The organism is Falsihalocynthiibacter sp. BN13B15 (assembly GCF_041205415.1).
Classification (GTDB): Bacteria; Pseudomonadota; Alphaproteobacteria; order Rhodobacterales; family Rhodobacteraceae; genus Falsihalocynthiibacter; species Falsihalocynthiibacter arcticus.
Genome location: NZ_JBGFCE010000001.1, coordinates 506,673 through 532,186 on the forward strand (window position 1 = coordinate 506,673; position 25,514 = coordinate 532,186).

The 25,514-nt window shown below is 53.9% G+C and carries 27 protein-coding genes; 14 read left to right on the plus strand and 13 right to left on the minus strand.

From position 1 onward, the window contains the following. Position 1 precedes the first annotated feature (1 nt). Complete coding sequence (locus AB9F26_RS02480; protein ID WP_335584964.1) at positions 2 to 2,287, minus strand: NADP-dependent malic enzyme; 2,286 nt, start codon at positions 2,285 to 2,287, stop codon at positions 2 to 4. A 171-nt stretch (positions 2,288 to 2,458) separates the two neighbouring features. Between AB9F26_RS02480 and cdd the strand changes: the two genes are divergently transcribed. From cdd to AB9F26_RS02510, 6 genes are all read left to right on the plus strand, one after another. Further along, positions 2,459 to 2,851, plus strand: a complete 393-nt coding sequence (gene cdd, locus AB9F26_RS02485; RefSeq protein WP_039002709.1) for a cytidine deaminase — start codon at positions 2,459 to 2,461, stop codon at positions 2,849 to 2,851. Next, on the plus strand, positions 2,852 to 4,156 hold the full coding sequence (locus AB9F26_RS02490) for a thymidine phosphorylase (RefSeq protein ID WP_369767198.1): 1,305 nt from the start codon (positions 2,852 to 2,854) through the stop codon (positions 4,154 to 4,156). It abuts the gene before it with no gap. Beyond that, the gene (locus tag AB9F26_RS02495; RefSeq protein WP_335584962.1) at positions 4,157 to 5,350 is read left to right on the plus strand and encodes a phosphopentomutase; all 1,194 of its coding nucleotides are present in this window, start codon (positions 4,157 to 4,159) and stop codon (positions 5,348 to 5,350) included. It abuts the gene before it with no gap. Further along, a complete protein-coding gene (locus tag AB9F26_RS02500) occupies positions 5,347 to 6,330 on the plus strand; it encodes an adenosine deaminase (RefSeq protein ID WP_335584961.1) in 984 nt (327 codons plus the stop codon). The genes AB9F26_RS02495 and AB9F26_RS02500 overlap by 4 nt, the downstream gene beginning before the upstream one ends. A gap of 1 nt (position 6,331) precedes the next feature. After that, the gene (upp, locus tag AB9F26_RS02505; RefSeq protein WP_039002705.1) at positions 6,332 to 6,964 is read left to right on the plus strand and encodes a uracil phosphoribosyltransferase; all 633 of its coding nucleotides are present in this window, start codon (positions 6,332 to 6,334) and stop codon (positions 6,962 to 6,964) included. Positions 6,965 to 7,033: 69 nt separating this feature from the next. Then, the gene (locus AB9F26_RS02510) at positions 7,034 to 7,996 is read left to right on the plus strand and encodes an SPOR domain-containing protein (protein WP_369767199.1); all 963 of its coding nucleotides are present in this window, start codon (positions 7,034 to 7,036) and stop codon (positions 7,994 to 7,996) included. Positions 7,997 to 8,010: 14 nt separating this feature from the next. On the opposite strand, the gene AB9F26_RS02515 is transcribed toward AB9F26_RS02510, so the two are convergent. Next, positions 8,011 to 9,024 (minus strand): hypothetical protein, encoded by a 1,014-nt coding sequence (locus AB9F26_RS02515; RefSeq protein WP_335584959.1) that lies wholly within the window; start codon positions 9,022 to 9,024, stop codon positions 8,011 to 8,013. Between the two features lie 187 nt (positions 9,025 to 9,211). On the opposite strand from AB9F26_RS02515, the gene AB9F26_RS02520 reads away from it, so the two are divergent. Together AB9F26_RS02520 and AB9F26_RS02525 are read left to right on the plus strand one after the other, a co-directional pair. Further along, positions 9,212 to 9,844 (plus strand): sulfotransferase family 2 domain-containing protein, encoded by a 633-nt coding sequence (locus AB9F26_RS02520; protein ID WP_369767200.1) that lies wholly within the window; start codon positions 9,212 to 9,214, stop codon positions 9,842 to 9,844. Between the two features lie 169 nt (positions 9,845 to 10,013). Next, entirely contained in the window at positions 10,014 to 10,670 is a 657-nt protein-coding gene (locus tag AB9F26_RS02525; protein WP_335584957.1) for a Hint domain-containing protein, read from the plus strand. Between the two features lie 76 nt (positions 10,671 to 10,746). Here AB9F26_RS02525 and AB9F26_RS02530 read toward each other — a convergent pair whose 3' ends face one another. The 8 genes from AB9F26_RS02530 to AB9F26_RS02565 form a co-directional block, all read right to left on the minus strand. Beyond that, on the minus strand, positions 10,747 to 12,948 hold the full coding sequence (locus tag AB9F26_RS02530) for a 3-hydroxyacyl-CoA dehydrogenase NAD-binding domain-containing protein (RefSeq protein ID WP_369767201.1): 2,202 nt from the start codon (positions 12,946 to 12,948) through the stop codon (positions 10,747 to 10,749). A gap of 105 nt (positions 12,949 to 13,053) precedes the next feature. Then, positions 13,054 to 13,524 carry a cupin domain-containing protein gene (locus tag AB9F26_RS02535; protein WP_335584955.1) on the minus strand — a complete coding sequence of 157 codons (471 nt, stop codon included), beginning with the start codon at positions 13,522 to 13,524 and terminating at the stop codon, positions 13,054 to 13,056. A 39-nt stretch (positions 13,525 to 13,563) separates the two neighbouring features. Continuing rightward, positions 13,564 to 14,775: an acetyl-CoA C-acetyltransferase gene (locus AB9F26_RS02540; protein WP_335584954.1), complete on the minus strand. Its 1,212-nt coding sequence runs from the start codon at positions 14,773 to 14,775 to the stop codon at positions 13,564 to 13,566. Between the two features lie 13 nt (positions 14,776 to 14,788). Then, positions 14,789 to 15,424 carry a glutathione S-transferase family protein gene (locus AB9F26_RS02545; protein ID WP_335584953.1) on the minus strand — a complete coding sequence of 212 codons (636 nt, stop codon included), beginning with the start codon at positions 15,422 to 15,424 and terminating at the stop codon, positions 14,789 to 14,791. 51 nt (positions 15,425 to 15,475) lie between these two features. Next, positions 15,476 to 15,688: a hypothetical protein gene (locus AB9F26_RS02550; protein ID WP_039002697.1), complete on the minus strand. Its 213-nt coding sequence runs from the start codon at positions 15,686 to 15,688 to the stop codon at positions 15,476 to 15,478. A gap of 19 nt (positions 15,689 to 15,707) precedes the next feature. Beyond that, positions 15,708 to 17,486: an acyl-CoA dehydrogenase C-terminal domain-containing protein gene (locus AB9F26_RS02555; protein ID WP_335584952.1), complete on the minus strand. Its 1,779-nt coding sequence runs from the start codon at positions 17,484 to 17,486 to the stop codon at positions 15,708 to 15,710. Between the two features lie 12 nt (positions 17,487 to 17,498). After that, positions 17,499 to 17,894: a MerR family DNA-binding transcriptional regulator gene (locus tag AB9F26_RS02560; RefSeq protein WP_039002695.1), complete on the minus strand. Its 396-nt coding sequence runs from the start codon at positions 17,892 to 17,894 to the stop codon at positions 17,499 to 17,501. A gap of 170 nt (positions 17,895 to 18,064) precedes the next feature. Beyond that, positions 18,065 to 18,424 carry a MerR family DNA-binding transcriptional regulator gene (locus AB9F26_RS02565; protein WP_369754953.1) on the minus strand — a complete coding sequence of 120 codons (360 nt, stop codon included), beginning with the start codon at positions 18,422 to 18,424 and terminating at the stop codon, positions 18,065 to 18,067. Between the two features lie 137 nt (positions 18,425 to 18,561). Between AB9F26_RS02565 and AB9F26_RS02570 the strand changes: the two genes are divergently transcribed. Genes AB9F26_RS02570 through AB9F26_RS02580 form a run of 3 tightly spaced genes read left to right on the plus strand, consistent with a single transcriptional unit; the run spans position 18,562 to position 20,820 of the window. Further along, on the plus strand, positions 18,562 to 18,999 hold the full coding sequence (locus AB9F26_RS02570) for a PaaI family thioesterase (protein ID WP_369767202.1): 438 nt from the start codon (positions 18,562 to 18,564) through the stop codon (positions 18,997 to 18,999). Beyond that, positions 18,996 to 19,505: a PaaI family thioesterase gene (locus AB9F26_RS02575; RefSeq protein ID WP_335584948.1), complete on the plus strand. Its 510-nt coding sequence runs from the start codon at positions 18,996 to 18,998 to the stop codon at positions 19,503 to 19,505. The genes AB9F26_RS02570 and AB9F26_RS02575 overlap by 4 nt, the downstream gene beginning before the upstream one ends. Before the next feature lies 1 nt (position 19,506). Beyond that, positions 19,507 to 20,820 (plus strand): MATE family efflux transporter, encoded by a 1,314-nt coding sequence (locus AB9F26_RS02580; protein ID WP_335584947.1) that lies wholly within the window; start codon positions 19,507 to 19,509, stop codon positions 20,818 to 20,820. Here the strand turns inward: AB9F26_RS02580 and AB9F26_RS02585 are convergent. From AB9F26_RS02585 to AB9F26_RS02595, 3 genes are all read right to left on the minus strand, one after another. Next, complete coding sequence (locus tag AB9F26_RS02585; RefSeq protein WP_335584946.1) at positions 20,817 to 21,878, minus strand: quinone-dependent dihydroorotate dehydrogenase; 1,062 nt, start codon at positions 21,876 to 21,878, stop codon at positions 20,817 to 20,819. The two genes, AB9F26_RS02580 and AB9F26_RS02585, sit on opposite strands and share 4 nt — an antisense overlap. Then, positions 21,875 to 22,213, minus strand: a complete 339-nt coding sequence (locus AB9F26_RS02590) for a DUF952 domain-containing protein (protein WP_039002689.1) — start codon at positions 22,211 to 22,213, stop codon at positions 21,875 to 21,877. The genes AB9F26_RS02585 and AB9F26_RS02590 overlap by 4 nt, the downstream gene beginning before the upstream one ends. Positions 22,214 to 22,786: 573 nt before the next feature. Next, positions 22,787 to 23,305, minus strand: a complete 519-nt coding sequence (locus AB9F26_RS02595) for an Lrp/AsnC family transcriptional regulator (RefSeq protein ID WP_369767203.1) — start codon at positions 23,303 to 23,305, stop codon at positions 22,787 to 22,789. 94 nt (positions 23,306 to 23,399) lie between these two features. Between AB9F26_RS02595 and AB9F26_RS02600 the strand changes: the two genes are divergently transcribed. The 3 genes from AB9F26_RS02600 to AB9F26_RS02610 are packed head-to-tail and all read left to right on the plus strand — an operon-like array spanning position 23,400 to position 25,487. Next, positions 23,400 to 24,176, plus strand: coding sequence for an acetoacetate decarboxylase family protein (locus AB9F26_RS02600; RefSeq protein WP_369767204.1), 777 nt, complete (start codon positions 23,400 to 23,402; stop codon positions 24,174 to 24,176). Next, entirely contained in the window at positions 24,173 to 24,622 is a 450-nt protein-coding gene (locus AB9F26_RS02605; protein ID WP_369757585.1) for a DUF2000 family protein, read from the plus strand. The genes AB9F26_RS02600 and AB9F26_RS02605 overlap by 4 nt, the downstream gene beginning before the upstream one ends. A gap of 10 nt (positions 24,623 to 24,632) precedes the next feature. Beyond that, positions 24,633 to 25,487 carry a branched-chain amino acid aminotransferase gene (locus AB9F26_RS02610; RefSeq protein WP_369767205.1) on the plus strand — a complete coding sequence of 285 codons (855 nt, stop codon included), beginning with the start codon at positions 24,633 to 24,635 and terminating at the stop codon, positions 25,485 to 25,487. The last annotated feature ends 27 nt before the right edge of the window (positions 25,488 to 25,514 follow it).

The window sequence follows — 25,514 nt, forward strand, 5'->3', positions numbered from 1 at the left end:
TTTATTCGTAATATTCAACCGGTGTACCGGAAATCGCACTCATGTTGAGCAAGCCGCGCGCCGTGATTGAGGGCGTAACGATATGTGCCTTGTTGCCCATGCCCATCAGGATGGGGCCGACCTCAAGTCCATTTGCCTTCATTTTCAAGATGTTACGAACCCCGCTGGCTGCGTCGGCATTGGTGAAGACCAACACATTCGCGGCCCCTTCAAGGCGGCAATCCGGAAAAATACGCGCTCGAACGTCGGGGTCAAGCGCCGCATCAATGTGCATTTCCCCCTCATAGACAAAACTGCGGGTTTGGCTGTCGAGAATATCAAGCGCCGCGCGGGCGCGTTCGCCTGTGCCGCCGTTTAAGTTGCCAAATTGAGAGTAGGAACAAATAGCAATTTTGGGAGCGACACCGAAGCGTTGCACGTGTCGCGCAGCGCCAATCACGCTTTCGGCAATTTGTGCGGGCGTCGGTTCAAGGTGGACATGGGTGTCGGCAATAAAGAGCGGCCCGTCCTCAAGGATCATCATCGAAAGCGCGCCTACAGGGTGCAAGCCGCCTTCCCCCGTTCCCAAAATTTCCTGCACATATTTCAGGTGCCAGAGGTATTGGCCAAAGGTTCCACAGATCATACTGTCGGCTTCGCCGCGTTGAACCATGATGGCACCAATGGCGGTATTATTGGTGTGCATAATGGCTTTGGCGATATCCGGAGTGACGCCATGCCGCGCCATAAGCTTATGATATGTCTGCCAATATTCGCGATAACGTGAGTCATTTTCGGGGTTAACGAGGTCAAAGTCACGCCCAGGTCTGATGTTGAGGCCAGCGCGTTCACAACGGCTTTCGATCACGTCTGGACGACCAATCAGGATGGGCTTGTCGGTCATGTCCTCTAGCATCGCGCTAGCCGCCCGCAAGACGCGCTCGTCTTCGCCCTCGGCAAAAACGATTTTTCGCTCTGCGGTGGCGGCAGCCATGAAAACAGGGCGCATAATGAGGGCGGATCTAAAGACGGAACCATCCAATTCACGTTTATAGGCATCCAAATCTTCGATGGGACGTTCGGCAACACCGCTGGCGGCGGCGGCTTTGACAACGGCGCTGGCCACGACCCCAATGAGACGTGGATCGAAGGGTTTTGGGATCAAATAGTCGCGCCCAAATGTCATTTGTTCGCCTTGATAAGCGGCGGCGGCCTCGGCGCTAGTGGTTGCGCGGGCCAGTTCGGCAATACCTTCGATACAGGCAATTTGCATTTCGTCATTGATCACAGTTGCGCCCGCATCCAGTGCACCACGGAAGATGAAGGGGAAGCAAAGCACGTTGTTCACTTGGTTGGGATAATCGCTACGCCCGGTTGCAATAATCGCGTCTGGCGCAACTTTGCGCACGTCTTCGGGCGAAATTTCTGGGTTCGGGTTGGCCAGTGCGAAAATTATCGGCTGGCTGGTCATTTTTGCGACCATTTCAGGCTTCAAAACTCCGGGGCCTGAGAGGCCAAGGAAAAGATCCGCACCGCCAATAACGTCATCCAACGTCCGACTGTCACTGGCTTGGGCGAACTCGGCTTTCTGTGGGGTCATTTCTTCGGTGCGGCCCTCGTAGACAAGACCTGCGATATCACAAAGCCAAACATTTTCGCGCTTGAGGCCAAGTTTTAATAGCATGTTCAGACACGCAATCCCTGCGGCGCCGCCACCCGTGGACACAACCTTGATGTCTTCGAATTTCTTGCCCGTGACTCGCAAAGCATTGGTTGCCGCGGCCCCGACAACTATGGCGGTTCCGTGCTGGTCGTCGTGAAAAACGGGAATGCCCATGCGCTCGCGACAGATTTTCTCGACGATGAAACAATCGGGCGCTTTGATGTCTTCAAGGTTGATCGCGCCGAAGGTTGGCTCAAGGGAACAGATAATATCTGCCAGCTTTTCGGGATCAGATTCGTTGATTTCGATGTCGAAACAGTCGATATTCGCGAATTTCTTAAAGAGGACAGCCTTGCCTTCCATGACAGGCTTACTGGCAAGGGCGCCGATATTGCCCAAGCCCAAAACGGCGGTCCCATTGGTTACGACGGCCACCAGATTGCCACGCGAAGTATACTTGCGCGCCGTTGAGGGGTCTTTTTTGATCTCGAGGCTGGCCTCGGCCACGCCTGGACTATAAGCGCGGGCAAGGTCGCGGCCATTGGCCAGTGGTTTCGTCGCGCGTATTTCCAGTTTTCCGGGTTTTGGAAACTCGTGATAATCCAAGGCTGCTTGCCGGATTGTGTCATTTTTTGCGTCACTCATGGTGGGCCTCCCATATATAGTTTAGCATTAAACTACCTGCCATACTGCCTATCTGAACGGCTTACACTAGGTCAATACGCCCCACTTGCAAATAAATTACGAATTACCGTTTCCCTTGCATCCCTTCTGGGGGCGGGGCAATATTGACCAATAGGTAAAATGAGGTTCTAAATGCCCCTTCTTAAAGCTGCAACTGATGTTCAAGCTCGTGCGTACGCGCCTTATTCAAACTTCAAAGTTGGCGCGGCCCTACGAGCGGCATCTGGCGAGATTTTTTCTGGATGTAACGTCGAGAACGTCGCCTATCCTGAAGGAACCTGTGCCGAAGCAGGCGCGATTGCGGCAATGATTGCGGCAGGCCAAACCGAGATCACCGAGGTTTTGGTGATTGCGGATTCTCCCTTGCCCGTAAGCCCATGCGGTGGGTGCCGCCAGAAGTTGGCGGAATTTGCGCAGCCAGAAACCAAAGTCACCATGACGACGCTTGAGGGAAATTCGCAGACGCTCACGATGGGGCAGCTTTTACCCGGAGCCTTTACGCAAGCTCATATGGAAAATACCTAAGTGGATGCGCGCTCAATCATAGCCTGTTTACGGTCGGGGACTACTCCGAGTGGGGCGGAAATTGAGTGGTTTGCGCAGGGTTTGGAGAGCGGTGCCGTTTCGGATGCACAGGCGGGCGCATTTGCCATGGCGGTTTGCTTGAACGGGTTAACGGACGCGGGCCGTGTGGCGCTGACGGAAGCAATGTGCAACAGCGGCGAGCGACTAGAGTGGGCGCTTCCGGGGCCGATTTTAGACAAGCATTCCACGGGCGGCGTTGGCGATTGCGTGTCGCTTTTGCTTGCGCCCGCCCTTGCGGCTTGTGGGGCCTTCGTTCCGATGATTTCAGGGCGTGGTCTTGGCCATACCGGCGGGACACTAGATAAGTTGGAAGCCATTCCGGGTGTCTCGACGGAGCTTTCGACTGAAGATTTTCAGCAGATCGTCGGCGACATCGGCTTTGCCATCGCCAGTGCCAGTAGCAACATCGCGCCCGCGGATCGCCGCCTTTATGCCATTCGAGATGTGACATCGACCGTCGATAGTATCGATCTGATCACAGCATCGATTTTGTCCAAGAAATTGGCGGCAGGCCTTGAGGGGCTGGTTTTGGATGTGAAATGGGGTTCAGGAGCGTTCATGCAAACGCCGGATGACGCGCGTAATTTGGCACAAACCTTGGTGCAAACGGCAAACGGGGCAGGAACGCCCACGACGGCGCTTGTGACCGATATGAACCAACCCTTAGCAACGAGTATGGGCAACGCGCTTGAGATCATTTCCGTGATGGAGTTGCTAACAAACCCTAAAGCGGCCCCCTTGATTGAGTTGACGGAGCAGTTGGGCGGGAGCTTGTTGCATTCCGCGGGGCAGGCGAGTGATAGCATAATTGGCGCGCTTCAGATAAGACAGGCGATCAATGGAGGCCATGCCGCCGAAGGTTTTGGGCGCCTAGTGGCGCGCTTAGGTGGACCCAAAGATTTCGTCGAATGTTGGCGCGATCGTTTGCCCGCCGTGCGGTGTGTGCTGGGGGTAGAAGCGCAAGTCGACGGGTTCGTTCAGGCCATCGACGGTCAGGCCTTGGGCAATATCGTCGTTGCAATGGGCGGAGGGCGGCTTGTTGGCAGCGACAAGATTAACCCCGCCGTGGGCCTTTCGCAAATCGCCAGACTGGGGAGTTTCGTTGAGGCGGGGACATTGCTCGCGATGGTCCACTGCGAGAGCGAGGCGCAAGGGCTGGCCTTTTGCGAGGCTGTGGCACGAGCCATTACTTTGGGGGCTGACGCGCCAAAACCCTATGAACTTGTATTCGAAAAGGTGACCTAGATGGCACGAGCATTTCTTATTGTACTAGATTCTGTTGGGTGTGGCGGCGCACCGGATGCGGTCGATTTTGGTGACGAAGGGGCAAATACGCTCGGCCATATTGCCGCTGAATGTGCGGCAGGAAATGCCGAGGAAGGGCGCTCCGGCGCGCTTTCCTTGCCAAATCTGGCCTCGCTTGGCCTTTGGCATGCGGTCGAGGCCGCGTCGGGGGCGACGTTTGCCGATAAACTCACGGATGTGACGGGCAAATGGGCGGCGGCCACCGAAGTTTCGATTGGCAAGGATACGCCCTCGGGGCATTGGGAGCTTGCGGGGTTGCCCGTCCCTTGGGATTGGCATTATTTCCCCAAAGAGAATTCTTTTGATGATGACCTTTTGTTTGAGGTTTGTAAAGCGGCGGGGACGGGGGGAACGCTTGGAAACTGCCACGCCTCAGGCACCGAAATTATCGAGCGGGAAGGCGCGCGTCACTTGGAAACGGGCTGGCCGATTTGCTATACCTCTGCGGATAGCGTGTTTCAAATAGCCGCCCATGAAGAACGTTTTGGTCTGCAAAATCTTCTCGATCTTTGCAAAAAATTGGCACCGATGCTACATGAAATGAAAGTGGGTCGCGTCATCGCGCGCCCGTTTGTCGGATCAGTCAAAGACGGGTTTACCCGCACGTCCAATCGCAAAGACTTCGCGATTATGCCCCCCGCGCCCGCTCTTTGTGACTGGGTTCACGACGCTGGAAAACACGTTTATGCTATTGGAAAAATTGGCGATATTTTTTCGATGCGCGGAATTGACGAGGTTGTAAAAGGCGATGATCTCACGCTCATGCAGCGCCTTCTAGAGCATGCGGACGCCGCCGTAGATTCAAGCCTGACCTTTGCGAATTTCGTCGAGTTCGACAGTCTGTATGGCCACCGTCGGGATGTTTCGGGCTATGCGCGCGCCCTTGAATGGTTCGACGCTCAAATCCCAGATTTCATTGCGCGGTTGCGTTCCGATGATTTGGTGATATTCACCGCGGACCATGGAAATGACCCCACTTGGCAAGGCACGGATCACACGCGCGAACGCGTGCCTGTTTTGATTTGGGGAGCAGGGATGGGCGAAGTCGGACTTTGCCAATTTACAGATGTTGCAGCCACGCTTGCGCATCATCTTGGGGTGCCCTCGGACGGGCCCGGAAGGAACTTAATATGAGCTTTTCTAAGCTGAAAAAAGTTGAATTGCATTTGCACCTTGAGGGGGCCGCGCCTCCTGCATTTATCCGCAGCCTTGCAAAAGAAAAGAACATGTCCATCGACGGTGTTTTTGACGAGAATGGCGCCTATTCCTACACGGATTTTTGGGATTTTCTGAAGGTCTATGAGGCGGCAACCGCATGCCTTAAAACACCCGAAGACTATGCGCGTTTAACATCCGCCGTTCTTGAAAATTGCGCTGAGCATGGTGTAGTTTACGCTGAGACATTTTTAGCACCCGATTTTTGCGGCGGCGGCGATGTTGTTGCGTGGCGCGAGTATTTGCATGCGATGCAAGAGGCTGCTGACAAAGCCGAAAAAGACTCTGGAATTATTCTGCGCGGTATCCCCACGGTCGTCCGCCACTTTGGCCCTGATGCGGCCAAGAAATCCGCGAAATGCGCCGTTGAAACGGCGGGCGATTGGGTCGTCGGGTTTGGCATGGGCGGGGACGAGAAATTCGGCACGCCGTCTGATTTCGCATACGCGTTTGATATGGCGCGGGAAGCGGGTTTGAAAATCACGTCGCACGCCGGTGAATGGTCCGGCCCCGAGGAAATACGAGCCACGATTCAAGACCTCAAAGCCGTACGCATTGGCCACGGTGTGCGCGCAATCGAAGATGCGGCATTGGTGCGAGAAATCGTTGAGAAGGATATCGTGCTTGAGGTTTGCCCCGGCTCGAACATAGCGCTTGGTGTCTATGCGGATTGGGCGAGTCATCCGATCCAAAAGCTCCGTGATGCTGGCGTAAAGGTTACGGTTTCCACCGATGATCCACCCTTCTTTCACACCACAATGACAGACGAATATGAAATGCTTTCGCGCACATTCGGTTGGGATGACGACACCTTCCGCGCCTTAAATATTGGCGCGGCCGAAGCGGCATTTTGTACCGACGCCACACGCGCCCAAATTCTCAAAAAACTGGAGGCCTAAAATGAGCCAGCACCTAACCGTTGTGAACCATCCCCTTGTGCAACATAAACTGACATTGATGCGTGAGAAAACGACGTCGACCGCTGTATTTCGCCAGTTGTTGCGGGAAATTAGCCAGTTGCTAGCCTATGAGGTCACCGCTGATTTGCCGATGACTACCCAAACGATTGAAACCCCTATGCAGGAAATGCAGGCCCCCGTTTTGGATGGGAAAAAGCTTGCTTTGATCTCTATTTTACGTGCGGGCAATGGCTTGCTTGATGGTGTTTTGGAGTTGATCCCATCGGCGCGCGTTGGTTTTGTTGGGTTGTACCGCGACGAGAAAACGCTCCAGCCTGTTCAATACTACTTCAAGGTTCCCACAGAGCTAAATGACCGTCTTGTTATCGCGGTAGATCCAATGCTAGCCACTGGAAATTCATCGGTTGCGGCGATTGATCTTCTCAAAGGGGCAGGAGCTGAAAACATCCGTTTCTTGTGTCTTTTGGCAGCCCCAGAAGGGATCGCGCGGATGAAAGAAGCGCATCCTGATGTGCAGATCGTTACTGCATCTGTGGATGAACGCCTTAATGACGCTGGATATATTGTTCCGGGACTAGGAGATGCGGGTGATAGGATGTTTGGCACAAAATAGGCGAACATTTCCTTTACTAAATTAGTCTTTTGCTGCATCCTCGCACAATATATTGTGTGGGGGCACAAAATGCACCGTTTAAAATATTCTGTCGCCATCGTCTTATCAACCCTGTTTTCTGGGGTTGCTGTTAACGCAGCGACGCTCTCGAGTTCCGATGGGCCTGCTGAAATTCCACCCGCAAGTTATACGGCCGCGCAATATGTGGACAGCAACGGGTGTGTCTTTATCAGGGCAGGTGTGGGACGTTCGATCACATGGGTGCCGCGCGTAACACAGAGCCGAAAATTGGTCTGTGGGTATAAGCCTTCCCTGCAGGGTCGCGCGATCCAAGACACAGTCCAAGTGTCGAACACACCCTCAAAGAGCAGTTCCGCGAAGCCCGGTAAACCGTTGGCAACCACGGCTCTGATTGCCGCGCCGGCGGTTAGAAGTGTTCAGGTTACGCAGGCGCCCAAAGCAGTCAAAAGAGTGCCGTCCACTCAAACAGTTTTGACGCAGGCGCCCGCCGCTTCTCCCGTCCCTCGGCTTCCGGCTGGATATAAACCGGTGTGGGACGATGGGCGTTTGAATCCGAAGCGCGGAATTGGAACCGCCCGTGGCGAGGCGGAAATGTTGAAAGTGTGGACCAATACCGTACCGATGAAACTGGTGGCCGAGAATGGCCAAGATGTGGAATTAAAACAGGCGCATTTGCGGTATAAGGCCGCAAACGGGACAGGGCGAACAGCGACGGGTACAAAGACCGTACCCAAGTCCATACGTGTCGCAAAAGCGACGCCAAGTCGTACCGTAGCCGTGAAATCGGGCGGGCGTTTGATTCAGGTTGGCGCGTTTGGCGTGGAAAGCAATGCGCAAGCGACGATCAGAAAGTTCCAGAAAATGGGGCTTCCTGTGGCTGTGCAAAACACGAAACGAAATGGCAAAAGCTTGCAGGTTCTCTATTTGGGGCCATTTGCGAGCAACTCAGACATTAAGGTTGGGTTGAATGCCGCGCATTCCGCTGGGTTCAAAGACGCCTTCGTTAAGTAGGGTCTGTCCAAAACCTAAGATTGGCAAATCTCTTGAAGCGCGACCCATTCGCCATCTGTGATGATTGCGTCTGAGGCCTCTTGTGGAATAGGGTCCGCTTCGATCAAGGGCAATGTCGTTTCCCCAGATATATCAACCGAATAGGCATAGGGCGTCGAGGGCAAATTCGCGGCCTCAAACCTCGCGAGAAGCGGTTCCGGATCGACCGGTGCGAGCGGTTGTGCCAGCAGTTTTTCCGCGTGTCGGGTGAGGGCAGGAATGCTGATCTGGCCCGATGTTAGGAAGCGGAACGTGCCGCGCACACCGAGATCTTGCAAGAGTTCATAAAGCGGGTCGTTGTTTTTTGCGCGCTCGAGTTCGGCCAAAACATAGCCAGATACCGAATTAGGATCCTCAAAATCCTCAACCAATCGACGGTTTAAAATGATATAACCACCTGGCAAATTCACGGATGTTTCGACGCCCGTGCGCACGACCACAAGTTTGTTGCGCTCTGCTCCCAAATGTTGCGCCATTTTGGAGAGCGCATTGCTGGCTTGAGGCTGTGTGCAGGGGTGCCCTGAAACGCGCCGAATTTGTTGGAAAAGGTCATCGCCGATTTTAGTGCGCTGGGCTTGGGGTGTGATGCTGGTTGCGTATTCGACCATTGCGTTTGGAAGCCAGAAAACCATCAACCCCGTGAAAGCGGCGAGGATGCTGGTCGTGAGAACAAGCCGCAAGCGCCCGGGTTGTGGACGCCGCCGATCGATGACTTTAAGCACCCTCTCGATGGCTTCGATGGCAAAGGTCTCATCAAGTTCAAGCGTCTCCCCTCCTTCTACATCCGGACTATAGATCGCGGGGTGCTCTCCGGGATTTCGCCGTGATATCGCGGGAAGGGACCAGTGGGTCAAGGCGCGCTCGGCTTTATCTTTTAGAACAAGGGTCGCATTTCCAAAGCTCACAATGACTTCACGCTTGTGGTCTTCGGGCGTTTCGCGCCAAAGACCCGTGGTTTCGAGCCGATCGTATTCTGATAATGCGGTCATGTGGGCTCTGCGCTGCCTCTTGAATGAAAGTAGCCTAACTTAGGGAGGGGGGATCAACAAGTTCGCAAACGACAATTCCTTTATTTCAGGGCGGGACATCCCGTAATTTAGGTAGATATACCAGAAACATAAGACGCCGTACACGCGTGAGGCTAGTATCCTTGTAGGGAGTTTTGTAAAACACGATATGATTATTTCGTCTGGGCGCCAGTTTCTCTTTGTTCATATTCCCAAAACGGGGGGAACCGCCCTGAGCCTTGCGCTTGAGGGGCGTGCGATGAAGGATGATATTCTGATTGGGGATACGCCAAAAGCCAAGGCGCGGCACAAACGCCAGCGTACTCAATTCCCCCATATACGGATGAACAAACACGCCAATTACTCGGTGGCTATGAGGCTGGATGAGGATGTTCCAAGCTATTATTGCTTCACGTTGGTGCGAAATCCTTGGGATCGTTTGGTGAGTTACTATCACTGGCTGCGTGTCCAAAGTTTTTCGCATAGGGCGGTTACCTTGGCCCAGACCCTCCCGTTTGCCGCGTTTATCCGAGCGCCCTCGATTATGGCGTCGCTGAAATTAAACAACTATGCGTCCTATATGAGTGGTGCACAGGATGCACATTTCCTGCGGTTGGAGCATTTGGAAACAGACCTGCTGCCCCTTTGGGAACATCTCGGGTTTTCGCTTTCGCCGATTGCGCAGGTGAATACTTCGGAGCGTAAAGCAGATTATCGGAGCTATTATACGGATGCTGATGCGGAGCACGCCCGCCTTCTTCTGGCCGCAGATGTTCAACAGTTTGCCTATTCATTTTCTTAGAGTGGCTCTGAATGTGAGACAATTTCGCTCTTATTCCGCAATTGGATTCTGTTGGGAAACAGTGCCGCATTTTAGACAACTTCTGGTCGATTTGCGGGCATAGGAATCACCCTACGTTAACCATGTTGGTTCTGCTGGGCTGCCACCCAGTTTCAATGAGGGATACGATATGTTTGGGCTGAAAAAACCTATCCGCCGGGGGGCGCACCGTACTGCAGAAGCATCGGGCTCATATGGTGGAGGCCACTTCAAGCGGCCAAGTCGCACAGGAATGATTTCAGGAACGCGCGTCGCGACACAATTTGGATGGCGTGATGTAACCAAAATCGTTCCGGGAGATCGGGTGCTTACATTCGATGGTGGTTTGCAGGTTGTGAAAGCCGTTCGCCATGAGCAAGTGGCGCAAATTCCAGGGGACAGCTTATTGGAAGTTCCCTCATCGGCACTTGGGAACCGCGAAACCGTTTACCTTTTGGCAACACAGGACGTGATGATCGAGAGCGACGCGGCCGAAGACCTGTTTGGCGATCCTTTTGCATTGATCCCAGCTTTGGCCCTAGAAGGTTTGCGCGGAATTCAACGTGTGGCGGCAACAGAAGAATTGCGCGTCGTAGCGATCGAATTTGCCCAAGACCAAGTGGTTTTCGCAAACATCGGTGCTTTGTTTTTATGTCCGAGCAGCGAGCAGGCCAATATGGTTGAAGTCGCGGAACTGGACCTTCCGACGTATGATGTGCTTCCAATGCCCGAAGCGCGCCTATTGGCCGAGGCCTATGCGATGGAAGATATCGCAAAACCCTCAATTCAAGAGTACGTCGCTGCTTAATTGGCGGTAAAGGTTTAAGAAAATACGGCGCACTTTTGGGAGGCAGCGCGCCGTATTTTCAATTTAGCGGAGCGGATTAGGCGGCTTTTTCAGTGGCAAAACGGGTGTAAAACACTTCTCCATTCCGCGCCATCTCGCGCAGAAGATCAGGCGTTTCAAAACGTGGTCCGAATTTCTCGGTGAGCGCATCACAAAGCTCAACCGCACGACCAGCCCCAAGGATATCAAGCCAGCTAAACGGCCCGCCCGACCAAGGTGCAAAGCCCCAGCCCAAAATCGCGCCAACATCGCCCTCGCGGATATCCATCAAAACGCCTTCGTCGAGCGCCCGTACGGCCTCAAGCACTTGAGCAAAGAGGAGACGGTGCTGAACCTCAGTGAGGTCCGGTTGTTCGTCCGCAACAGGATACCGCGCGGCCAAACCATCCCAAAGCCCTTGGCGTTTGCCTTTGTCGTCGTAGGCATAGAAACCTGCATTGGCTTTGCGACCCAAACGGCCCGCGTCGGCCATCCAGAACAACACCGGATCAACGGCTTCGTTTGGATAGGCGTCGCCCATCGCGGCCTTAGTGGCTTTGGCAATTTTAACACCCAAATCGATCGATGTTTCGTCAGTTAATTGGAGCGGGCCAAGCGGCATGCCGACCAGTTTCGCGGCGTTTTCGATCAGCGCAGGTTCAACACCTTCGGCGACCATGCGAATGCCCTCGTTGATGTAGGGAATGATGCAACGGTTCGCATAAAAGAAACGCGCGTCGTTCACAACGATGGGTGTCTTGCGGATTTGGCGGCAGTAGTCCAAAGCTTTGGCGACAGCGCGGTCGCCCGTTGCAGCGCCTTTGATAATCTCAACCAACATCATTTTTTCAACGGGACTAAAGAAGTGGATCCCGATGTATTGATCCGCATGTTTGCTGGCTTTGGCGAGCTCGGTGATCGGCAAAGTCGACGTGTTGGTTGCAAAGATGCACTCCGCACCGATCACGGCTTCGACCTTGGCGGTCACTTCGGCCTTGATCGCTACGTCCTCAAAAACGGCCTCGATGATCAAGTCACAGTCGGCGAGCAGTGCATAGTCTGTCGTCGTCGTAATGCGGCTTAGGAGGGCTTCCTTGCTTTCAGCGGTCGCTTTCTTACGGGCGATGCCTTTGTCCATATAACTCGCGCAATAGGCTTTACCCTTGTCCGCCGCTTCTTGGCTCTGGTCCAGCAAAACAACGTCGATGCCCGCTTTTGCAGAGACCAGAGAAATGCCCGCACCCATCATGCCTGCGCCGAGGACGCCGACCTTTTTGACGCGTTGGTCGGGGATACCTGCGGGACGGGCTGCGCCCTTGTCGAGAGCTTCTTTGTTGATGAAAAGGCTGCGGATCATTGCCGTGGAGCTTGGGTTCATCAAGACATTGGTAAACCAGCGCGCTTCGATTTTGAGGGCCGTATCGAAGGGTACTAATGCGCCCTCATAGACAGCAGAGAGCAGAGCTTTTGCGGCGGGGTAGACGCCTTTGGTTTTGCTATGGACCATGGCGGAAGCGCCAACAAAGGTCATGAAGCCCGCGGGATGGTATGGCGCACCGCCGGGCATTTTATAGCCTTTGGCGTCCCAAGGTTTGAGGATGTCCGCATCTGTCGCGCTCAACACCCAAGCCTTGGCTGCAGTAAGGAGTTCTTCCGCTGGGACGACCTCGTCGATCAGACCGGCCATCTTGGCCTTTTTAGGATCAGAGAGCTTACCCTCAAGCAGGAAGGGGCTTGCCGCCATCGCGCCGAGTTTGCGCGCCAGACGGGTTGTTCCGCCAGCACCCGGGAAAATGCCGACCATGATTTCGGGAAGGCCTATTTTGGCTTTTGGATTGTCGGCGGCGAAAATACGGTGACAGGCAAGGGGCAGCTCAAGGCCGATCCCAACTGCGGTGCCGGGGAGGGCCGCTGCGATAGGTTTGCCGCCTTTGTTGGTTTTGGGGTCCATGCCCGCGCGCTCAATTTTACGTAAAACGCCATGCATAGCCATAGTGCCTTCGAACAGGCCTTTGGCGGGGTTGTCGCCCGCGTCTTCTTTCATCTTTGCAATGACGTTGAGGTCCATGCCGCCCGCGAAATCTGCCTTACCCGAGGTGATGACGATGCCCTTAACGGCGTCATCGGCAAGGGCGGCGTCAACCGCGGCTTCAAGGTCTGCAAAGCCCTCGAGGCTCATGACGTTCATTGATTTTTCGGGAACGTCCCATGTGATAACCGCTACGCCGTCCGCGTCGATTTGAGTTGTGAAATCAGTCATTTACTCTCTCCTTTTGGACCGGAGTCCCGTCGCTTGTGAGATGTCGACGCTTTGAGGTCGTGTTTCTCGAAAATAAGGGTGTTATTGGGAAAGGCTGCTTTCCCACTAGATATCGTCCGGCAAAGGGGTGCCATCGTGACGAGTGAAAACCGGATTTCCTTCGCCCAGAACCACTTTCATGTCTATGTCGGAATAGGTTGCCACCTCATGTGGGGCTCGGGTGCCGATGACAAGGAAGCGTGCTTCTTCGTCGCTTTGGTTGATGAAGCAATGACCATCTGCAACCCCCGCTGGGAACGCGGCGCATTCGCCGACGGTCATTTCTTCTTCGCCCGCGTCCATGTGCAACATGACGCGCCCTTGGGTGACCATAACAAATTCGTCTTCATTGAGGTGCCAATGGCGAAGGGAAGATTTCGCGCCCGGAGCGAGAATGATAATATTCGCGCCGAATTGTGTCAGGCCTCCTGCATCACCGACCCGAAGGGACGTCCGCCCGTCCATTTGGCCAGCAAGGGTTCCCGGATAGATAGATCCGCTTCGAGCTTGGAGTTTGTCCAAATCAACTTTTGCCATGTCGCGTTCCTCCTTGCTGTTGGGGTGTTTGAACGGGTTTTAGACCCGTTCGATGATTGTTGCGGCGCCCATGCCAGACGCAATGCAGAGGGTGGCAAGGCCAACCTCTTTGTCCTGACGCTCAAGTTCATCGAGCAATGTGCCGATAATCATCGCACCCGTCGCGCCGAGGGGATGCCCCATCGCAATCGAACCACCACCCGCGTTTACAATCGCTGGATCAACTTCAAACCGCTGCATGAAGCGCAGAACAACCGCGGCGAAGGCTTCATTTACTTCGAACAAATCAATGTCGGAAATATCCATGCCGTGGTCTTTGAGGATTTTTTCGGTCACGGGCACAGGGCCGGTCAACATGATGGTTGGGTCGGTTCCTATTTTCGCAGTCGCACGGATGCGGGCGCGTGGTTTGAGGCCATATTTCTCGCCAAACTCTTTGTTGCCGATCAGGACAGCAGCGGAGCCATCCACAATCCCCGAGGAATTCCCCGCGTGGTGGATGTGGTTAATTTTCTCAAGGTGCGGGTATTTCATCATGGCGACGTTATCAAAGCCGGGCATGACTTCGCCCATCGCTTGGAAGCTGGCATTCAACGCGCCGAGGGTCTGCATATCGGTTCCGGGGCGCATGTATTCGTCGTGGTCCAAAATCGTCAGGCCGTTTTGGTCTTTGATCGTGATGATGGATTTAGCGAAACGATTTTCCGCCCAAGACTGTGCCGCGCGACGTTGGCTTTCAACGGCCAATGCGTCGGCTTGCTCGCGGGTAAAGCCATATTCGGTGGCGATAATATCGGCAGAAATGCCCTGTGGGACAAAGTAGGTTTTCATGGCAACGGTTGGGTCAACGGCGATGGCTGCGCCGTCGCTTCCCATGGGAACACGGCCCATCATTTCAACGCCGCCAGCGACATAGGCCATGCCTGCGCCGCCCTTGATTTGGTTCGCCGCGAGGTTCACGGCTTCCATGCCGGATGCACAGAAACGGTTGATCGCAAGGCCGGGTACTTGTTGGTCAAAGTCGCTGGCCAAAACGGCGGTCCGTGCCAAACAACCACCTTGCTCGCCAACTTGGGTGACGTTGCCCCAAATCACGTCTTCGATGGATTTGGTGTCGAGGTTGTTGCGCTCTTTGACGGCATTCAGGATTTGCGCCGAGAGGTTCACGGAGGTTACTTCGTGCAACGCACCGTCTTTGCGGCCTTTGCCACGTGGGCTGCGCACGGCATCATAAATATAGGCTTCGGTCATAACGGATTCCTTCTTAAGCGCGATCGGCAGGGGAGCCGGGCATCAGATCATAGGGTGTTTTATAGCCGGGTAGGGCTTCGATGCGCGAAAGCCATGCATCGATATGGGGCCAGTCTGCGCGTTCAAAGCCAAAGGGCTCTGGGTAAAAGAGATAGCCGCAGCACGAAAGATCGGCGTTGGTAATGCTGTCTCCAACAAGCCAGTCGTTGTCCGCGAGGGCATCATTGAGGATTTTGTATGTGTTGAGAAGGCGGCCTTGGTTAAAGGCGATCACTTCTGCGGGACGTTTGTCTTCAGGAAGGAAGTTGATCAAAAAGCGCGTCATGCCCGCGACGCCGGACAATTTGTTATTGTCCCAAAGAACCCAGCGCAAAATCTCGCGGCGCTCAGCGGAATCGCGACCACCGAATTTTCCAGTTTTCTCGCTGATGTAATCTTGGATGGCGCCCGATTGAGACAAGTGCAAATCGCCGTCGATAAGGCAGGGCACTTCGCCCATATTATTTATCGCACGATAGACATCTGAACGCGCCCCGCCGTTGAAAAAGTCGACGTATACGGGCTTCCATTCAAGGCCCGAAAGTTCCAAAGCGAGGGCCGCCTTATAGGCATTTCCGCTTTCCCCAAAGCAATAGAGTTGGATGGTCATTCTTGCGTTCCTCCGGTCGAAATAAGTTTGTTCTCTGGTGCTTCAAAGGCGCTATTTTTTACGGGCTTCGAGTTCCGAATTGAAAAGGCGCAACTTGACGGTGAGGTTCTCCTCATGGATCACCGAGTTGAAATTCTCAAAAAGGAAGCTCAACGCCTCGCCTTCGTCTAGACCCGCTTCTGCTGAAAACTTGCGAAGGCGGCGATAGCCATCCTCGGTCATTGCGACAGGAAAACGGCGAGTCAGACGAAAACGTTTGGGCATGAGAAGCTCCTTTGGGGCCTTAAAACTGCTCCGCATCTAGGGCCATAACCGTGTCCGCGCCAGTTTGAATGCGGGCAAGGTGCAGGCTTGTTGCGGGCAATTGTCGGGCCATGTAATAGCGGCCAGTTGCGATTTTCGTAGTGTAGAAGTCTTTGTCCGAAGCGCCACCCTCGATTGCATCATGAGCGGCTTTTGCCATGCGGGCCCACATCAGGCCAAGACAAGTGTGGCCGAACAAATGCATGAAGTCATAGGACCCCGCGAGCGCATTGTTCGGGTCTTTCATACCGTTTTCCACGAAGTACATACTCGCCGCTTGCAGGTCTTTGCTGGCCTGTTTGAGCTGTGGCAAGAAATCATCCTTAAGGGCAGGGTGATCGGCGTTTTCCTTGATGAAGTTTTTGATGATTTCAAAGAAAGCCAGCACGTGTTTGCCGCCATCCGTTCCGAGCTTGCGACCAACGAGGTCAAGCGCTTGAACGCCGTTCGCGCCTTCATAAATCATCGCAATACGGGCATCGCGGGCAAATTGGGACATGCCCCATTCTTCGATATAGCCGTGTCCGCCATAGACTTGCTGGGCGTTGATCGCCATCTCAAAGCCCTTGTCCGTCAGGAAGCCCTTGATGACAGGGGTGAGCAATCCAACAAGGCCTTCGGCGTCTTTGTTGCCAAGCTTGTGCCCTTCGTCGATCATTGAGGCACCCCACATAACAAAAGTACGGGCGGCCTCAACGAAGCTTTTCTGATCCATCAAATTGCGACGGATATCTGGATGCACAATCAGGGGATCAGCAGGGCCATTGGGGTTTTGCGCCCCAGTCACGGCGCGCCCTTGCAGGCGGTCGTTGGCATAGATGACTGCATTTTGATAGGCGGCTTCGGCTTGGGCATAGCCTTGAAGGCCAACGCCCAGACGCGCTTCGTTCATCATGGTGAACATGGCGCGCATACCTTTGTGCATATCCCCAAGCAGGAACCCACGCGCGGAATCATAGTTCATCACACAGGTCGAATTGCCGTGGATGCCCATTTTCTCTTCAATGCTTCCAACAGATACGCCATTTCGTTCGCCAAGCGAGCCGTTTTCGTTGACGTTGAACTTGGGCACAATAAAGAGCGACACCCCTTTGACGCCTTCAGGACCACCGGGAATTTTGGCAAGCACAAGGTGAATGACATTTTCGGACATGTCATGGTCGCCAGCCGAAATGAAGATTTTCTGGCCTGTGATCGCGTAGGAGCCGTCGTCTTGTGGCTCGGCTTTTGTGCGCATCAAACCAAGGTCGGTGCCACAGTGGGGTTCGGTCAGATTCATCGTGCCGGTCCACTCACAGGACACCATTTTGGGCAGAAATGTCTGTTTTTGCGCATCGGTGCCGTGTACGTGGATCGCGGAATAGGCCCCGTGCGTGAGGCCCTGATACATGTTGAACGCCATGTTGGCGGAAACGAAAATCTCGCCGACGGAGGTTGCCAAAACGTAAGGCATGCCTTGGCCGCCGTATTCGGGATCGCAGTCCAGTGCCGTCCAGCCGCCGTCCTTCATCTGCTCAAACGCTTCTTTGAACCCCTTTGGCGTGTAGACGACGCCATTCTCCAAACGACAGCCTTCGCGGTCGCCAGAGAAGTTGAGCGGCGCAAGCACGTTGGACGCGATTTTCCCCGCTTCCTCAATGACCGCCAAAGTGAAGTCAGGCTCGAGTTCATCATAGCCAGGAACGGCGCTTTCGGACACTTTGAGCACTTCATGCAAAACGAATTGCAGATCTTGAGTTGGGGCTACATAGCTGGGCATATCGGGGTTCCCTTATTCGGCCGCGTTGGGGCGTTGCATCTCGGCGAGGCGCTGTTCGCCCCATTTTAATTGAAGGCGCAAATCTTCGATTGCACCTGTGAGTTCGTCGCGCTGGGCGATCATGTCTTTTAGGCGTTCATGGGCGAGCTGATAGGTGCGGTTCAACTGGGTGAATTGCGCGTCATCCATGTCGTAGAGATCTAAAAGCTGGCGAATGTCTTCGAGGGAAAAGCCAAAACGTTTCCCCTGCAAAATAAGCTTGAGGCGGGCGCGATCCCGTTTTGTAAACAGACGGTGTTGCCCGTCACGCACAGGAAATAGCAGCTCTTTTGCTTCGTAAAAACGTAATGTGCGCGGGGTCACATCAAAGGCAATACACATTTGTCGGATGGTCATCATGTCGGTCATGGGGCGCTCCTTGTGGTTGCTTCTGCACCCACACATGGGAGGGTCACTGCAACTCTACAATACAGCTTGACGTTAACGTAAACGAAACGCTACGTCACTTTTTTCCTGACGGCACGTAAGGGGGCTTTTGGTGTTTTTGCGTGCAAAAAGGAGATATCTTAAGGCGCAGACTAGCCGAGGGCCTCGTCGCGTAGGCTCTGCAAATCGTCTATCGATTCTTGCAACTCAACGGCTTGTGCACGCAACGCAATCAGTTGGCGATCCGCCATTTCCACCCACGCATTCATTTGCGACTTGGTGCCCGCCTCTTCATAGATCATCAACCATTGGCGGATTTCTTCGAGGCTAAATCCAAACCGGCGTCCACGCAGAATAAGGACCATACGCGCCACTTCGCGACCGGTGTAAAAGCGGCTACGACCCTCTTTTTCAGGTTGCAGTAGTTCAATGTATTCATAATACCGCAATGTGCGCGGAGTCACATCGAATTTCGCACACATGTCTTTGAAATTGAGGCGTGTTTGCGTCATGTTCTTGGGTTCTCCTTACAACCAAACTTAGGGTCATATGACGTGCGATTCAATCGCTGGTTTTAGGCGGGTCAGATTATTAGCGCTTGATGCGTCAATCAGTTCGGCCAATAACCGTTTTAAGGAAAGGTGGTCCCATGAGCCATGACAGAACAGAAGTCGCCCGAAAATTTATTGAAGCAATTCCGTTTTCGCAGGCCCTCGGGATGACCCTTGATGAACTTGGCGATGGAATCGCAGAGATTTCGATGCCCTATGACGCGCGTTTTGTTGGCGACCCTCAAACGGGGGTGATTCACGGCGGCGCGGTCTCCGCCTTAATGGACACCTGTAGTGGCGCGGCAGTCATGAGCCATCCGTCCAATCCAATCGCAACCGCGACGATCGATCTCAGGATTGACTACATGCGCAGCGCCACCCCGGGTCAACGGATCGTCGCACGGGCCGAATGCTATCACGTCACCCGCAGCGTCGCCTTTATTCGGGTAACCGCGCGGGACGATGAGGGCGAAATTCCCGTAGCCTCCGCGACGGGTGCTTTCACACTTGAGCGCGCGCAGGAGAAAACAGCATGAACCGTCGCCCTCCCGAACCCGTTCAGGTCATCAAACAACGACGCGATTCAACCTTGGCAGCGCTGGTCCATGGCGTGCCGTTCATTCAGTTCTTGGATATTCGGTTTGATCGGCGCGGAGACGAATTGACCGCGACCTTGCCCTACAGAGAAAGCCTGATCGGAAATCCGACTTTACCCGCGATCCACGGAGGAGCAACGGCGAGTTTTCTTGAGGTGACGGCGATTATTGAACTGTCGTGGGGCATGCTCTGGCAGGATATGGAGAGTGGGGTGCTTGATGCAGAAACCTTGGACCCCAACAATCTACCACGTCTCCCGAAAACCATTGATTTTAGCGTTGATTATTTACGCACGGGCCTCCCCCGTGATGCCTATGCACGGGCGCGGGTCAATCGGTCGGGGCGGAGATACGCCAGCGTCCATGTTGAAGCATGGCAAGACAACCGCACTCGTTTATTCGCGCAAGCGACGGGGCATTTTTTGATGCCACAAAAGGGCGATTAATTTGACACGTAAAGTCACGCACCGGCGCGTTCTAAAAATTGCCCTCCCTATCGTTATTTCCAATGCCACGGTCCCCTTTCTAGGGATCGTGGATACTGGAGTTGTCGGTCAACTTGGCCTCGCGGCGCCGATTGGTGCGGTGGGCATCGGGGCGATTATCCTGACGGCGATCTACTGGATTTTTGGGTTCTTGCGCATGGGAACGACAGGCCTTGCGGGACAGGCTTTGGGCGCAAATGACCAGCCGGAACTGGCCGCCATTTTGACGCGTGCACTGCTTGTTGGGTTGACCGCCGGTTTGGGGATTTTCCTGCTGCAAGTACCCCTGTTTGCGGGGGCCTTCTTCGTTTCGCCCGCGTCGCCCGAAGTTGAAGGCCTTGCGCGCTCCTACATGGGAATTCGCGTCTATTCGGCACCGGCAATGATTGGGATTTATGGCCTGACAGGGTGGCTTATCGCGGCGGAACGCACCCGCGCGGTTTTGGCAATCCAGTTATTGATGAACGGCGTCAATGTCGGCCTCGACTTTCTCTTTGTGCTCCATTTCGACTGGGGTGTGAACGGCGTCGCCATCGCGACCGTCATTGCGGAATGGGGTGGTTTTGCCCTTGCGCTGTGGTTCTGTCGTGCAACTTTTTACGCGCCCGATTGGCGAAATTGGGGGCAGGTTTTTGACCGTATTCGGTTACAACGCATGCTTTTGGTCAATAGCGATATTATGCTGCGCTCTGTGATGCTTCAGGTGATTTTCGTATCGTTTCTTTTCTTTGGTGCGGATTTTGGCGACGTGCCCTTGGCGGCAAACCAAATCCTCATGCAGTTCCTGATGATTACGGCCTATGCGCTCGACGGATTTGCCTTCGCGGTGGAGGCCCTCGTGGCGCAATCCTTGGGGTCGAAATCCCGCTTTGATCTGCGCCAAAGCGCGCTGCTCTGTACGTTTTGGTCGCTCATTGTTTGCATCGGTTTGACGGTTGTTTTTGCGTTGTTTGGCAAAGACATCATCGATCTTATGGCCAAGTCCGAACCCGTCCGCGCCGAGGCGCGAATTTACCTTGGATATATGATCGCCGCACCGCTCATCGGGATGTGGTCGTGGATACTGGATGGCATTTTTATAGGCGCGACGCGCAGCCGCGATATGCGAAATATGATGTTTTTAAGCTTACTGGTCTATGGCGGAGCGGTGCTGGTTTTGGTGCCTGCGTACGGAAATCATGGGTTGTGGATAGCCCTGTTAATTTCCTTCGTTGCGCGCGCCATTACGCTTGGCGCACGCTATCCATCGCTTGAACGTGACGCGAACCCTGCCTAAAGCCACGCGTCCCTTGCGGTGCCTACGGCTTGCGAAACATGGCTAAACCCGTCGGCCTCAAGATGGGCTTCAAGCCCTTGGGCGATGTCGCGCACCAAGGACATCCCTTGATAAACAAGGGCAGAATAAAGCTGTACCGCTGTAGCACCGGCCCGAATTTTGGCATAGGCCTCTGCGGCATTGGAAATCCCGCCGACGCCAATGAGCGGAAGATTTCCATCGGTGATTTTTGACAGTTGCGCGAGGACGCGGGTGCTTTTTTCAAAAAGCGGCGCTCCAGAAAGCCCCCCCATTTCGTCCCTGTGGCTGCTTTTTAGGTCATCACGATCAAGGGTAGTATTGGTCGCGATGATGGCATCAATGCCTACTTCGATTGCGACTTCGGCTATTTGGGTAAGCTCCTCAACATTCAAGTCGGGCGCAATTTTGAGGAAAACGCGTGTATTGGGCGCGACTTCAGCGCGGACGTCGAGGACACCCTGTAGGAGGCCGCGCAGCGCATCTGCCCCCTGTAAGTCTCGCAGTTTTTCGGTATTGGGCGACGACACATTGACGGTTGCGAAGGCCACGTGGGGACCACAAACGCGCATTACGCGGGCGAAATCATTTGCACGATCGTTGCTGTCTTTGTTTGCGCCCAAATTGAGGCCCACAGGCACGCGAGGTTTTGCGGTGGCAAGACGTGCCGCAATCGCATCCGCGCCCTGATTGTTGAAACCAAACCGATTGATGACGGCGCGATCTTCGGTCAGGCGGAAAAGGCGTGGTTTGGGATTTCCAGGTTGGGCATGAGGTGTCGCAGCCCCAACTTCTATAAAGCCAAAACCTGCCTGCGTCAGGGGCACAATGGCCTCGGCATTTTTGTCATAGCCCGCCGCCAACCCAATGGGGTTGAGCAGGTCAATACCACAGAGATTGGTCGCCAATCTGTCGCCTCCAACCGGACCGCCGGGCATCGGGACAAGACCCGCATTCAAGGCCTTAATCGAAAGGCTATGCGCTACTTCTGGGGAGCACGCGTGTAGCGCTTTCAGCCCGTATTTCTCAAGAAAACTCATGGAATATCATCGGGAAAGACATGACCATTCTCCCCCATTGGCAAGAGGGCGTGCGCCACCGCGTCGCTGCGTTTTAATTTGCGATACAAGTGCGGGAACTCTTTTCCACCCCGCGAGACTTCCCATTTCAAGGCCTCTCCAAGCGTATCCGCGTCTATTGTGACAAGGACAAGCGTCGGGCTTCCTGCGAAATGTTTCGCGACTGTTTCGCGCAACTGTTCTGCGGTGGAAAAATGGATATACCCATCCGCTAGATCCACAGGTGCGCCCTCGGTTTCCCCGTTTTGCACCAAATCAGCCCATTCGGACTCTTGAAAAACTTTGTAAATAAGCATGGTATTGGAATGCCTTTTGCTTAAACTTTGGTCAAGTCCTTCTTGTCATCTCAACGTTACCTAGGGTCAATAAATGGATTGGGAAAGCAGCCTTTGACTCTGAAGCTGCATTTGGTCAATCTATCGCTCTAGAACAATAATAGGGAGTAATTGATTTCCCTATAAGTTCAATTACTTTTCAATGATTTATGGCGTCGGTGGGTAGAGAATGGGTAGTGGTTGTACTTCGTTTGTTCAATTTCGGGATTTTGGATATTAGGGATTATTGGGGAATAGCACGGGCTTAGCTAGAGATTATGCTGCCGTCTTAGCACAGCCGCCTTTAGCGGACATTGGTGCATTTTGCAGCGGATGACGGCTACGAGCCCACTTTGACCGATGCTGCGGGTAGTATAAAAGTCTGCTTTCGCGAATTCGGGGCTCGTATAAGCGATGTCGGACACAGAGGGCGGTATCTCGGACCTGGATAGGGTTTCTGTGATTTCACAGGGCGCGATCAGTTTTGCGTCGTCGAATTCCATTAATGGATCAACCACTGCCAAATATTCTTGTAGCACAGCTGCATTACGTTTTTTAAATCGGCCAACCATTATCGGGCTTGATTTCTTTCAGCGCAAAGCTGCTGGTCATTGCCTTGATGCCAGGCAAACGCCTTAGGCGATTCATGGAAAACTCTGCATAATCGTCCAAGTCTCGGCACACAACTTGCAGCAAAAAATCAGCGCCACCCCCCACCGAATGACAGGACACAATCTTTGGAAGGGTCGCAATCGCGCGCTCGAACGCACCGGCTTCTTCTTCTGAATGTGTGTCGATCTGGACGGAAACAAATACGAGAACGCCCATACCTAATTGTTTGCGATCCAGCATTGCACGGTAGCCCATGATGAGCCCTTGTTCTTCAAGGCGTCGGGTTCGTCGCCAGCAAGGTGATGTGGACATGCCTGTTTGTACAGCTAGTTCCGCGTTGCTCAGGCGACCATCCTTTTGAAGCGCCTGAAGGATGCGGCGGTCCGCGTCGTCCAAGCCGCCAATGTTATCAGAGGTTACGTCTTCCAAAATGGTAGTTTCTTTCTTAATCGTGGATATCATAGATTGATTCTGCCCATATTGGAGAATTTTTCGGAATTATCAATGAATTATGACCGTCATAAATGTGATTATTTACCTCGAAAAGGAGATCATCATGTTTACTGGCTTCACTCCCCCTTATAGCGACACCGGAAAGTCCTCACTCGTTACAGCACCGCCGTGGCATTATGCAGGTCGCGTCATGAGCTTTGTTGTCGATGTCGACAAAGAGGCCAGCGCACGGTTTTTGCCAGAGGGCTTTGGTAAACCGACTGGCCGCGCATTCGGCCATTTCTGTGAGTGGCAGGCGACGACGGATGGCTCTGAGTTGCTTGATCCAGCCTACGCGCTCTATGACGAATTCTTTTATCTCTTGGAGGCTGAACACGAGGGACAAAAACGTCTGTTCTGTCCGTTCATCTACGTGACGCAAGATATCTCGATGGTGAGGGGGTTATTGCAGGGCTGGCCCAAGAAGATGGCCTCCGTCCGGATCGCAAGGTCCTATGATCTTGATCATCCTGCAGCGGGTAAAATTCAGAAAGATACCCGCTTGGGAGCAACGGTGGCCGTGAAAGACAGACGGCTAGCCGAAGCAGAGTTGCGGTTGACAGGCGAGATCAGCGAACCCATCGGTTTCCTTGCCACTCCTACGCTTGGTCTAGTGGGGCACCCAACATTGATTGGGGGACCAGATGCGGGGTCGCATCGGCTGGTCAGACAGGACGTATCAGAAAAACTGGTAGGTGACGTCTATGGGGCGACGGGTGAATTGCGGGTCTTGCCCGCTCCGCGCGATGAGTTGTCCGACATCGCCCCGTTGAGAACGACAGAGGCAACGCTTTGTACATTGGCGCTGACGGTCGTTGGCGTGCAAGAGGTCCAGCTATGACTGCTAATGACGACATTGTGCCGCTACGCGGGACCGGCGATCTGAGATTTGCGATTATCGTCGATCCTCAGCTTGCGTCAGGACTGCTCGCAAACACCGTTGCGACTATCGCAATCGGCCTGGGCGCACGTCATCACGGCGCGGGCAACGTCAGAATGACGGATTCAAACGGGGTTACTATATTCAACAGCGCTGATCGGCCTGTGCCAATATTGCAGGCTGATGCTGCAGCTCTCGCGTCTCTTTTAGAAAAGGCACATGCACCAAGCACCGATCATTCCGTTGTTGCATTCCCTGCATTTGCTCGGTCCCTTCATTCCTTTGAAGAATACGAGAGCGTCTTCCCAGAGCGCCGCTTGATGACAGAAAAACTTGATGGGATCGGTTTGTGTGGCCCATCAAAGTGGGTCCGTTCGTTAACTGGATCGCTCAAGCTTCTAAGGTAAGGACTTCATCATGTTGGACACTTGGACGTACATTAATAATGATTGGTTTGCCGGAGCGACACCGCTCATGTTTGCGACGACCAATGCCGCGTGGCTCGGCAATACAGTATTTGACGGTGCGCGTCGCTATGACGGCGTCTTTCCCGATCTGGCCCTCCACTGCCAACGCGTGGTCCGTTCTGCTGAGATTATGGGCATGATCCCGACCTGCGATGCCGAGGCCATTGAGGCACTTGCGAGAGACGGTGCCAAGAAATTTGCATCTGATGCAGCATTGTATATCCGGCCGATGTTTTGGATCGAAGACGGCTTGGGGCCGATTGATCCAACCTCAACCCGCTTCGCGCTGGTTATTCAGGTCATGCCGATGCCTGATGTTTCGCAGGGTTTCAGCGCTTGTATTTCGCCTCTTCGAAAACCTCTTCCCGAAACAGCGCCCACGACAGCAAAGGCATCCTGCCTTTACCCACAGCTTACGCGCGCATGGGGAGAGGCTCGGAAACGTGGCTTCGACAATGCAGTTATGCTGGATGCCCGAGGCGATGTTGCTGAGTTCACAATGCAGAACTTGTTGTTGGTCATGGACAATGAAATCCATACTCCGGTTCCCAATGATATGTTGCTGCCAGGAATTACGCGCGCCCGCGCATTGGGCCTGCTAAGTGACATGGGCCTATCCATCGTAGAACGCAAGATATTACCCGACGAACTGTCTACCGCTGATGAAGTCATCTCGACAGGAAACCACGCACGTATCCATCCCTGTAGTCGTCTCGAAGAGACCCACTATGGTGTGGGACAAATCGGAAAGAAGCTCGTATCCAAATATCGCGACTTTGCTCATCAATCTACCAAGACACTATGACACTCGAAACCGGACCTTGAAAAGAAA